The organism is Brachybacterium subflavum, assembly GCF_009299795.1.
In the GTDB taxonomy this organism is placed as follows: domain Bacteria; phylum Actinomycetota; class Actinomycetes; order Actinomycetales; family Dermabacteraceae; genus Brachybacterium; species Brachybacterium subflavum.
Window position 1 is genome coordinate 25,311 of the sequence record NZ_VIGP01000008.1, and the last position, 11,241, is coordinate 36,551.

Here is an 11,241-nt window from a genome sequence, read left to right on the forward strand (position 1 = left end):
TCGACTGCGGATACCCCAGACGCTACGCGGCGACCACATGGTGGACAAGGGGTCGTGAACGGGCGCGGGATCGTGGAATCGCGCCGACGAGTGAAATCGCGCCGACGAGAAGCGGGACCCCGCCACGGAATCCACAATATCGACGGGGAGTGCGCAACCTGCACAGTGCTTGGTACGTTCCTTAGAAGACACTGAGTGTACGGGGGCGACACACAGCAGCGTCGCCGCGATAGAGGGGACTCGAATGATCCGCATCAGATCCGCACGATCGGCGACAGCTCTCGCCGCTTTGCTTCTTATCTGCCCTCTCGCCAGCTGCAGCAATCCGACGTCGGATTGGACGTTCCAGGGAAGCGAGCTCGTCGATGTCGACGAGTCGCTCGATTCACTGACATCCTCCTTCCAGGACGCGGTCGCTGACGAGGAGACGCCGTCGACGGTTCCGGACGAAGCCCGCTGCTATGTGCAGGTCAAGGGCGAGACCACGGTGGGCGAGGAGGTCGCGTGCGGACCGATCCGCATGCTCGGCGACGAGGAGGACCGCTGGGTGGGGACGACGATCGTCGGCTCCCCGGCGAAGAAGGACAAGGTAAAGCTCGTCGCCGAGGACGCCGGGGACTTCTCCACGGTCGAACCGGATGCGCAGGCCGAGCTGCTCGATGCCAAGGCCAAGACCCCTCCGGATGATCTCGAGGTCTCCGCACCGGCGGCACCGAAGGCGAAGGTCGGGGACTCGGTTCCCTCCGGTGAGGACTCCTCGCTCGGCGAAGACTCCCTAGAGGTCTCGACGCCCGACGCCGACTATTCCTTCAGCGCACTCGGCGTCTCCGACCACGCAGGGGACGGGGCCGACCGGGTGGACGCGCCCGAAGGCGGGTCGATCGTGACCGTCGGCATGTCCCGCACCTCGAAGCCCGATGCCCCGAACGGCAACACGAGCTCCGCGACCCTGATGGTGGCCGGCAAGAAGGTCGACATCCCGTCCGACGGCTCCAGCGCCGTGGCCGTCGACGGCGACGGCAAGGACGCCCAGGTGCAGATCGACTACGACGGCAACGTCCAGAAGGTCTCCCTCGCCGAGAAGAAGCTGGTCGACGGGCACCCGTACACCGATCAGTCCTTCACCGCCGTGAACGCGCCCAAGGACGAGCTCATCGGTGATGAGACCAAGGGTGCGTCGACGTCCTATCAGTTCGACGTCGGCGGAGAGATCTCCTCCTGGAACGAGGAGGACTCCTGGGCATCGGAGGGCAAGGACCGTCTCGAGCTGCAGATCGGTTTCGACGAGAAGTCGAAGTACACGGAGAAGACGGACGGTTTCGGCGACACGCTCGTCTACGACGAGAATGTCAAGTATTCGGTGAAGGATCTGAAGATCACGGCTGACGGCAAAGACGTGAAGGTCGATGCCTCGTCGCTCAAGGTCAAGCCCCGGGCAGACGACGACTGGACCGGCAAGGACCAGCAGATCGCCGTGACTGCCGAGGTGCCGACGGGGACGAAGGAGCTCAAGGTCTCGGGCACCGTGTCGCGCTCGGGCACCTACGAGAAGTCCGACGTCAACGAGTACGCGATCGATGAGCTCAAGAACGAGCCCAAGACGCTCTCCAACGACCTCGACCTGAAGGAGGTCACGCTGCAGCCCGGCCAGCAGGGCTGGTGATCGCTCCGCCGCCGCGCCCCTGCAGATCTCTGCGCCGTCGTCGGTCTGCAGGGGCTCGTGCGATCGGGGCCCGTCCGCATGGGCATGGGTCCGTACCGGGGCCGGGGGCGAGTCGCCCCGCGCGCGCGGCCGATGCCGACCCGTAGCATCTGTCGCGATGCGCGGCGCCGATGCCGCACCGGAAGGACTGCCCGGCCCATGCCCAGCGAACCGCCCCCGAGCCCCCGTCGCCCGAACATCCTCATCCTGATGACGGACCAGCAGCGCACCGGCTTCACCGCCGGTGCGGGCGGCCCGGACTCCATGCCCCGCGTGGATGCGCTGCTCGAGGACGGCACGCGCTTCGAGAGGGCGTACACGAGCGCTCCCGCATGCGTCCCCGCCCGCACGAGCCTGCTCACCGGGCGCTTCCCCTCGGCGCACCGGGTGCGGCAGAACTCCACGCCGCAGCACGCCGCGTTCTCCTCGGACATGCTGGACGTGCTGCGCGGGCGCGGCTATCGCCTGCACTTCGCGGGCAAGCCCCACATGCACGCCCAGCCCGAGGACTTCGACGCCTATCACGGGCCGTTCATGCACGAGGGCGGTCCCGCCGAGGGCGCCGAGCAGGAGTCCTTCGACGCCTGGCTGCACGAGCTCGACCACTCGGTCGCGCACGAGCCGGCTCCGTTCGGACCCGAGGTGCAGCTGCCCGCTCGGATCATCGACGGGGCGATCCGGGACCTGGACGAGGCGACGGACGAGGACCCCTTCCTGCTGTGGGTCTCGTTCCCCGAGCCCCACAACCCGTACCAGGTGCCCGAGCCGTACTTCAGCATGTTCGACCCCGCCGGGGTCCCGGACCGCACCGCCGGCCCCGAGGTCCTGGACCGGATGGGGTGGCGCTTCCGCTGGCTGCACTCCCTCATCGAGGACAAGCGCCCCGGCTTCGACGCCGAGTGGCGACGGCTGCGGGCGAACTACCTGGGGATGCTGCGACTGATCGACGACCAGATCGGCCGCCTGCTGGACCGTCTGGGCTCCGCGCTGGAGGACACCGTCGTGATCGTGCTCAGCGACCACGGGGACCTCGTCGGCGAGTACGGCCTGCAGCGCAAGGGCGCGGGGCTGCCGGAGGCGCTGGTGCGGATCCCGCTGGGCGTGGCCGGCCCCGGCATCGCCGCCCAGCGCCGGCACGAGCCGGTCTCGATCGTCGACGTCCTGCCCACGGTCTGCGAGCTGGTCGGTGCGCCGTTCCCGCCCGGTGTGCAGGGCCGGTCCCTGCTCCCGCTGCTCGCGGGCGAGGAGGCGCCGGCCGCGGAGTTCTCCACGATGTACGCGGAGCACGGGTACGGGGGCGTCTCGTACGGGGAGCACGACAGGCCGCCTTTGCACTTCTCCTACGAGGGACGGTCCTTCGACGAGCTGAACTCGGTCACCCAGAGCGGCGAGATGCGGATGGTCGTCGACGACCGGTACAAGCTGGTCATGGACGATCTCGGGGCCTTCTCTCTCCACGACCTGCAGGAGGACCCCGCTGAGGTCCACGACCTCATCGACGACCCGGCGCTCGCCGAGGTCCGGGAGGACCTGCTGCGGCGCCTCGCCCTGTGGATGATTCGCGTGGCCGACGACCTCCCCGTCGGCGCGTACCGACCCCGGGAGGTCCCGCACAACTGGCGGTGGGCAGACCTGTCCGCGCGCACCTGACGACACGGCGCCTCATCCGACGTACCGTCGAGGGTCCCGGGGCTCGGAGCGGCCGGGCCCTGCCGCATGGAAGGACCTGCTCATGGACACGGTCACCCTCGGATCCTCCGGCCTCCGCGTCTCCTGACTGGCGCTCGGGACCATCCCCTTCGGCTCGGGCGGCGGCTTCGAGAAGATCGCCGGCCTCGGCGTCGAGGAGGCCCGCAGGCAGCTCGACGAGGCCCTGTCCCGCGGCGTGAACTTCATCGACACCGCGAACATCTACTCCGCCGGCGACTCCGAGCGCGTCCTGGAGAAGGCGATGCGCGGCCTCCGGGACGACATCGTGCTCACCTCCAAGACGCGCAGCCCCGTGGGTGAGGGCCCCAACGACTCCGGGGCGAGCAGGATCCACGTGCGGCGCTCCGTCGAGCAGAGCCTCGAGCGCCTGGGCACAGACCACCTCGACCTGCTGTACATGCACCAGTGGGACGGCCAGACCCCGATCCTCGAGACCATCCGCGTCGCGAACGAGCTCATCCGCGAGGGGCGGATCCGCTACTGGGGAGTGTCGAACTACAACGGCTGGCAGCTCGCGAAGAGGTCTACGAGGCACGGATGGAGGGTCTCGAGGGCCCCGTCGCCCAGCAGGTCTACTACACGCCCGAGGCCCGCGAGATCGAGTACGAGATCCTCCCCGCCGCGCGGGACCTGGGAGTCGGGACCTTCGCCTGGAGCCCCCTGGGCGAGGGACTGCTGACCGGAAAGGTGCGACGCGGCGAGAAGACCCCGCCCGATACCCGCCAGGGCACGGGCTGGCCCGAGCCGCACGTGGTCGATCGCGACCGCGCCTTCGACATCATCGAGCAGCTCGACGAGATCGCGGGAGATCTCGGCTGGAGCATTCCGCAGGTCGTGATCGCCTGGATCCTCGGGCGCCCCGGCATCGCCGGGGCGGTGATCGCCGCCCGCCGCTTCGAGGAGTTCGTGGAGGACCTGGAGGCCGGCGACCTGACGCTGCCCGACGGCGCCCGGGACCGCCTCACCGCGCTCACCCAGCAGCCCGCCTACTACCCGCTCTGGCACCGTCTGCTGAACGGCCAGGACCGCCCCGAGCCCGCCGAGTCGGAGTTCTACGCCGAGCACCAGCGCGCGCTCGACGAACGCGGCTGAGCGCGGAGAGCCGCGGGCTGCGGGGCGCCGCGCCCCGTCGGGTCGCGGCGCCTACTTGATCCCCGTGCTCGCGATGCCCTGCACGAACTGCTTCTGGAAGGCCAGGAACACGACCAGGATCGGCAGCACGGTGATCGAGGCGACCGCCATCACCGCTCCCCAGGGCGAGGCGAACGCGGGGTTGTTGGTCAGCGTGGACAGGGCGACGGGGATCGTGAGGTTCTCGTTGCCCTGCAGCACCACCATCGGCCACAGGAAGTCGTTCCAGCGCGCCATGAAGGCGAGGATGACGAGCACGCCGATCAGCGGTCCGCAGGTGGGCAGGACGACGGAGAAGAAGGCTCGGATCTCCCCGGCGCCGTCCACGCGAGCGGCCTCCACCAGAGCGTCGGGGACGCTCAGCATGAACTGCCGGGCGATGAAGATCCCGACCACGTCGAAGGCGGTGGGCAGGATGACCGCGAGGGGCGAGTCGACGAGTCCGAGGCGCGCCACCACCAGGAACGACGGGACCAGGGTCACCTGGATCGGGATCATGATCGTGACCATGAACGCCGCGTAGATCAGCCCCTTGCCGGCGAAGCGGAACTTCGCGAGCGCATACCCCGCGCCGAGGGAGACGGCGACGGAGATCGCGGTGGTCACGCACGCGATCAGGAGGGAGTTGCCGATCCATCGCCAGACCGGCTGGGTCGCGAAGACCTCGGCATAGTTGGCGAAGCTCGGATGCGAGGGCCACAGGTAGAAGGAGGAGCTCTGCGACTGGCCGCCCGGCGTGAGCGCCGAGACCAGCATCCAGTAGAGCGGGAACACCATGAGCAGGGCGAGCACGGCCAGCCCGGCCACCAGCAGCCAGCTGCGCGGACTCGTTCCGCGGCGGCGTGCGCCGACGGAGCGCGGCGCTCTGCCGGGAGCAGGTGCACCGGCCGCAGCGGCTTCGGGCCCGGGAATCGTCGTCGTGTTCACAGGAAGCTCTCCGCTCTCTTGGCCGCGCGTTGGCGCAGCAGGGTGAAGATCAGGAGGATCGCGACCAGCACGAGTCCGAGGGCCGCCGCATAGCCCATGCGGGCGTCCTGGAAGGCGGAGCGGAACACGTACTGGATCAGCACGGTCGTGGAGAATCCGGGGCCGCCGCCGGTCATCACGTAGATGACGTCGAAGGCCTGCAGGGAGAAGACCACGTTGAGGATCAGCAGGATCGACGTCGTGGGTGTGAGCATCGGCAGGGTGATCGCCCGGAACCTCGCCCAGGGGCCGGCGCCGTCGATCGCGGCGGCCTCCCGGACCTCAGCGGGGATCGACTGCAGGGCGCCGAGGTAGATGACCATGCAGAAGCCGATGCGGGTCCAGACCACCACGATGATCAGCGTCAGCATCGCCATCCTCGGCGAGGTCAGCCAGGGCAGGCGGTCCAGTCCGAGCATCTCGAGCGCATTGTTCGCGACGCCGTAGTCGGTGTTGAAGATCCAGGACATGACCACGCCGACGACGACGCCCGCGGCGACCATCGGGACGAAGAACATCGCACGCAGCACGGAGCGGCCCGGGAGCGGACGGTTCAGGGCGATCGCGAGTCCCAGCCCGATCGCCATCGCCGTGGGCACGGTGCCCACGGTGAAGACCAGGGTGTTCAGCAGGGCGGTGCGGAACAGGCGGTCCGAGCCGAGCTGGGAGAAGTTGTCCAGCCCCACCCACTTCCCCTCGCCGAGGGTCTGGGTGTCCTGGAAGCTGAGGGTGATCGCGATGACGATCGGCACCAGGGAGAAGGCGAGGAACAGGAGCGCCGCGGGGCCGACGAACACGTACGGCACGAATCGCCCGGCCCGCCTGTTCGCCGCGGCTCCCCTGCTCCTCTCGGGCCCCGTGCTGCTCACAGGGCCCGTGTTCGTCGCGGCTCCCGTGTTCATCGCGGGTCGCGCGGTCGCCGCGGGTGCTGCGTCGGTCGGGGCTTCAGCGCTGCGTGACACTGAGCATCGCCTCCATCATCTGGGCCGACGTCTCCTGGGGAGTGAGCTCGCCGAGCAGGCACAGATCCAGGTAGTCGCCGAAGACCGCATTGAGGGAGCTGAAGAACTCCCCGGACTGCGCCTTCACCATCGACAGGGGGATCGTGGAGCCCTGGTCGATGAACTGCTGCATGACGTCGGTGTGGTCGGCGTACTGGATGGACTTCGCGTCCAGAGAGCTGCGCGAGGGGATCCAGTTGCCGTTGTGGCAGAACTCCTGGATGCTCTCCCTGCTCGTCAGGTAGGCGACGAGCTCGGCGGCCAGTTCCGGGTTCTGCGAGGAGCGGGTGACCGCGAGCGCGTTCCCGCCGAGGTCGGAGGCCTCGCCGGAGTTCCGGATCATCGGCGCGGTCCCCCACTTCCCCTTCATGGACTCGTCGAAGGCGGCGATCGCCTCCGGGTTCGTCAGCGCCATGCCGACCTGGCCGGTGAGGAAGAGGTCGTGGTCGACGTGCCCGCCGCCGGACTTGCTCATGTTGCTGGGGCTCACCAGGCCCTTCTCGTACCAGCTGCGTCCGAAGGCGAGGGCTTCGATCGCCTCGTCGGAGTCCATCGAGGGCGTGAGCCCGTCATCCCCGAGGAAGGCGCCGCCGTTCTGGTAGATCAGCGGCATCCAGCGGTAGGCGGTGTCCGCTCCGCTCCATCCGTAGGAGAAGGCGTACTTGCCCGTGGCCTTCTTGACCTCCCCCGCGATCTCGAGGAACTGCTTCCATGTCCAGGCGTCCTCGAGACGCTGGGGCGGCTGGACGCCGATCCGGTCCATGACCTCGCGGTCGTAGAAGGTGATGAAGTTGTCGGTGTGCTGGAAGATGCCGAACAGACCGTTCTCCCGCTGACCGATCGCCCAGAACGGGTCGCTCCAGTCCTTGCGGTAATCCTTCGGCACGGCGTCCGTGAGGTCGACGAGGCTGCCGTTCGCGGCGTACCGGCCGATCTGCTGCGGGGTGATCCGGATGATGTCGGGCGCGAGGTCCGCCGCCAGGCGCGTGATGAACCACTGATGGAAGGAACCGGTGGTGACCTCGACGGACACCGAGGTGCCGGGGTGGTCGGCGACGAACGCGTCAGCGATCGCCTGGTACGAGTCGAGGTCGACGGGGATGTTCCACGAGCTCAGTCGCAGATGGATCGTGCCGGTGGGGCCGCCGCTGCATGCGGCGAGCGCGCCGGCCATCGAGATGCCGGCAACAGCCAGGATCTGGCGACGCCCGATGTCGGGGGCTCTCACGCTGTCACTCTCCTTCGAGTCACGGCTGGATGGGACCGTCGGCCGATGCCTCGGATGCACCGGCCGACGGGGTGGGTGAGGGCATCGACGAGGCCCTCTGGTGTCAGTCCCGCGAGTTCGTGCGCCGCGCGGCATCGCGCACCTCGCCCGGGAGCAGGTCGCTGTGCGCCTCGAGCAGCTCAGTGGTCATGGCGCGGGCCTGCTCGAGCGTGAGCTGGGCGGAGGTCAGCGGATCCAGGGCCACGGCCTGGAACACGTTCTCGACGTCGCCGGTCAGGGCCGCGCGCACGGCGAGGGTCTGCACGTTGACGTTGGTGCGGTTCAGGGCCGCGAGCTGCGGCGGCAGGTCGCCGACGGAGGTCGGCTGCACTCCCCTGGCATCGACCAGGCAGGGCACCTCGACGCAGGCGTCGGCCGGGAGGTTCGTGATGAGCGCGCCCCGGTTCGGCACGTTCCCGTGCACCACGCTGGGTGTGCCGGTGACGAGCGAGTTCACGATCTGCGCGCCGTACTCGACGCTCGGGGCGAGCTCGGCCTTGAGCCGCTCGAGCTGGGCGTCGATGTCGCCCTGGTCGTCGTGGGCCGCGCAGATCTCGAAGTAGTCCCAGCGCTCGGGGATGTACTCCTTCGTGGTCTCCGGGTCCTTGCGGAAGTAGGGGACGTACTCGGAGGCGTGGTGACTGGATTCGGTCTGGAAGAAACCGAAGGTGTTCATGATCGAGGTGCGCACCTGCTCGTTGCCGCCCTCGTAGGTGCTCGCGGCCTCGGCCGCCTCGGAGTGGTCGCCGTCGTCCCCGGCGAGATCGGCGGCGGCGCGGCCGGGCCGATGGTGCTCCGCCATCACCTCGCGCAGGCGCGGGTAGAGGTCCTCCTGGCCGCGGAACAGCTCGAGCACCCATGCCTGGTGGTTGATGCCCGCGCAGCGGTAGGAGACCTCGTCGTAGGGGACGTCGAGGGTGCGGGCGAGCATCCGCGTGGTCCCCTGCACGCTGTGGCACAGTCCCACGGTGCGCAGGCCCTGGGAATTGAGGTACGCGGTGGCCATCGCCATGGGGTTCGCATAGTTGATGAAGGCGGCGTCGGGGCACACCTCGCGGGCGTCGGCCGCGATCTCGGCGTAGGCGGTGACCGAGCGCAGGAAGCGGAACACCCCGCCGGGGCCGACGGTGTCGCCGACGGCCTGATCGATGCCGTACTTCCGGGGAATCTCGACGTCGTGGCGGTAGGACGGGATCCCGCCCACCTGGAACGTGATGACGACGACGTCCGCCCCCTCGAGGGCCGCGCGCCGGTCCGTGGTCTCCTCGATGCGGGTGAGGAAGCCGTGGTGGGCGACGAGGTCGCGCGCCGCCTGGGCGACGGGGCCGAGCTTGTCCGGCCGCACGTCCATGAGGCACAGGGTCGCGTCGCGCAGGGCGGGGAAGCTGAGGATGTCGCCGATCAGGCGGAACGGGAACACGTACCCGCCGGCGCCGATGATGGTGATCTTGGGGGAAGTGACGAACGTCTTCGTGGTCATGCCGCCACGCTAGGGACGCACCCCAGGGGAGGTCTCGCGGGATCGTGCGCCGTTCGTCCAGGATCCTTCGGTCTCGGCCGGACTCCGCCGACCGATCACTTCATCCCGTGCACCCCGTCGACGGTCAGCCAGTCGACGTCGCCCGCGCAGGCGTGCAGACCGTCCTGAGCGACGTACTGCGCCTTCTTCGAGCCCGGCGCATAGATGCGCCAGCCGTCGGCGTCGGTCGCCTCGCACTCGTCGCCGAGGGGGCCGCCGCCGTCGCCCACATCGACCGCCTTCAGCGACGCCTCGGCGTGGCCGTTCGGGATGAGGACGGCCGCCTTGCCGGCCTGCCCGCGCTGTGCGGCCTTCCCGAGCTGGGTGCCGTCGCCCCCGCCGACGGCGGAGACGCCCGGATACCCGCCGATGCGGCAGGGATCGTCGCCGGTGTTCGTGAAGGAGATCGTGAACATGACGCTCCCGGCCGCAGGGTCGCCCTGGTCGACGGAGATCTTCAGGTGCGATGCGGTGCAGTCGGAGACCTGGTCATTGCTGCCGCCGCCGTCCGCCTTCCCCGAGGCGGTCCCGGACCCCGACCCCTTGGAGGCGACCGAGGAGCCGTCGTCCGAGGATCCCTTGCCCGACGAGCCGTCGGAGTCGTCGGAGTCGTCGTCCGAGGATGCAGAGGGCGTCGAGGAGTCGGAGCCTGCGAACGAGGAGCCGTCGGATGCCTGGTCCGACGACGCATCCGACCCGCCGTCGGAGCTCGCACCCGAGCCGGACCCGCCGCCGTCGGAGGACCCGTCGGCCGCCTCCTGGTCCGTTCCCCCGCTGTCGCTCGCACTCGATCCGGACTGCGCGGCGTCATCGGAGCCGCCGTCGGACCCGTTCCCGCAGCTCGCGGCACCGAGGGCCAGGAGAGTCGTGGCCGAGAGCGCGCACGCGCTGCGGGTGATGGTGCGGATGCTCATGACGCTGCTGCGCATGATGTCGCCTCGATCCTTCGTGCCCGATGGGACCTCGACGTTACGCCTCCTGCCCGCCGGCGCCGTCGCGCGGCCCCTACTGTGATGCCATGGCAGGCTCCCCAGGCTCGAGGTCCCAGGTGGTCGCCGCGGACCAGGGGCTGTGGTGCCGCCGCGGCGACCCGCCCGTCATGGAGACGATGCACCGCCACAACGACATCGAGGTCAACGTGGTGGTGCGCGGGGAGCTGCGGTACCTGCACGTGGGCGCTCCGCTGATCGTCCGCGAGGGACGGATCGCCATGTTCTGGGCGACCCAGCCCCACGGACTGGTGGACTCCCGGCCGGGCGACGTGTGCTGGGTCCACGTGCCGCTCGCGACCGCGATGCGCTGGGGACTCCCCGAGGAGGCGGTCGGGGCTCTGCTGCGCGCCCGTCCGCTGGTGATCGAGGCTCCGGAGCTGGTGGCAAGGTTCGCGCAGATGACGAGCCTCTGGCTCGAGGAGATCGGGGACGGGCCCCGCGAGGAGTTCGCCCTGCTCGAGATCCGTGCCGCCCTCCTGCGAATCCTGCAGACGGAGACCGAGCACGCCTCCCCCACCGGCCCGTCGGACGGAGGGCGGCGCGGTCTGACCGCCGAGCGCCTGCAGCACGTGCGCACGATGGCCCAGGTGGTGATGGACGGCTTCCGGGAGGAGCTCGCCGTCGCCGACGTCGCCAGCGCGGTCCACCTCGCCCCTTCGCACGCGATGACGGTGTTCCGCCGGGCGGTCGGCGTCACGATCGGCGAATACCTCGCCATGTGCAGGGTCGCCGAGGCGCAGCGGCTGCTGATCACGACCGACCTCACCACGGCGGAGATCGCCTCGGCGAGCGGCTTCGGATCGCTCAGCAGCTTCTACAGCCACGTCACGGCCGCCTGCGGCATGGCCCCTCGGGAGTACCGCCGGCTGGGGCGCTGACCCGTGTGACAGCGACCCCCCGGACGCACCGCAGCATGTATTGGTCAACCGGTTTCGTTAGAGTGGTTCGCGGAG

The 11,241-nt window shown here is 69.5% G+C and carries 9 protein-coding genes and 1 pseudogene; 5 read left to right on the forward strand and 5 right to left on the reverse strand.

Annotation, left to right across the window (positions count from 1 at the left end):
• Positions 1–244 precede the first annotated feature (244 nt).
• The 4 genes and pseudogenes from FHG10_RS16680 to FHG10_RS18405 all read left to right on the forward strand — a co-directional run bounded on the left by FHG10_RS16680 (position 245) and on the right by FHG10_RS18405 (position 4,504).
• A complete protein-coding gene (locus FHG10_RS16680) occupies positions 245–1,663 on the forward strand; it encodes a hypothetical protein (protein ID WP_152354499.1) in 1,419 nt (472 codons plus the stop codon).
• A 198-nt stretch (positions 1,664–1,861) separates the two neighbouring features.
• A complete protein-coding gene (locus tag FHG10_RS16685; protein ID WP_152354500.1) occupies positions 1,862–3,352 on the forward strand; it encodes a sulfatase-like hydrolase/transferase in 1,491 nt (496 codons plus the stop codon).
• 175 nt (positions 3,353–3,527) lie between these two features.
• A pseudogene (locus FHG10_RS18400) lies at positions 3,528–3,863 on the forward strand (aldo/keto reductase); the annotation flags it as partial.
• Positions 3,864–3,949: 86 nt separating this feature from the next.
• Entirely contained in the window at positions 3,950–4,504 is a 555-nt protein-coding gene (locus FHG10_RS18405; protein WP_264674034.1) for an aldo/keto reductase, read from the forward strand.
• Between the two features lie 51 nt (positions 4,505–4,555).
• Here FHG10_RS18405 and FHG10_RS16695 read toward each other — a convergent pair whose 3' ends face one another.
• From FHG10_RS16695 to FHG10_RS16715, 5 genes are all read right to left on the reverse strand, one after another.
• Entirely contained in the window at positions 4,556–5,470 is a 915-nt protein-coding gene (locus tag FHG10_RS16695; RefSeq protein ID WP_227488338.1) for a carbohydrate ABC transporter permease, read from the reverse strand.
• A complete protein-coding gene (locus FHG10_RS16700; protein WP_227488339.1) occupies positions 5,467–6,378 on the reverse strand; it encodes a carbohydrate ABC transporter permease in 912 nt (303 codons plus the stop codon). The genes FHG10_RS16695 and FHG10_RS16700 overlap by 4 nt, the downstream gene beginning before the upstream one ends.
• Positions 6,379–6,454: 76 nt before the next feature.
• A complete protein-coding gene (locus FHG10_RS16705; protein WP_227488340.1) occupies positions 6,455–7,738 on the reverse strand; it encodes an ABC transporter substrate-binding protein in 1,284 nt (427 codons plus the stop codon).
• Positions 7,739–7,841: 103 nt separating this feature from the next.
• Positions 7,842–9,257 (reverse strand): alpha-galactosidase, encoded by a 1,416-nt coding sequence (gene melA, locus FHG10_RS16710; RefSeq protein ID WP_152354502.1) that lies wholly within the window; start codon positions 9,255–9,257, stop codon positions 7,842–7,844.
• 95 nt (positions 9,258–9,352) lie between these two features.
• Entirely contained in the window at positions 9,353–10,225 is an 873-nt protein-coding gene (locus tag FHG10_RS16715; RefSeq protein WP_227488341.1) for a DUF4232 domain-containing protein, read from the reverse strand.
• An 89-nt stretch (positions 10,226–10,314) separates the two neighbouring features.
• Between FHG10_RS16715 and FHG10_RS16720 the strand changes: the two genes are divergently transcribed.
• Entirely contained in the window at positions 10,315–11,166 is an 852-nt protein-coding gene (locus FHG10_RS16720; protein ID WP_152354503.1) for a helix-turn-helix domain-containing protein, read from the forward strand.
• Positions 11,167–11,241 lie beyond the last annotated feature (75 nt).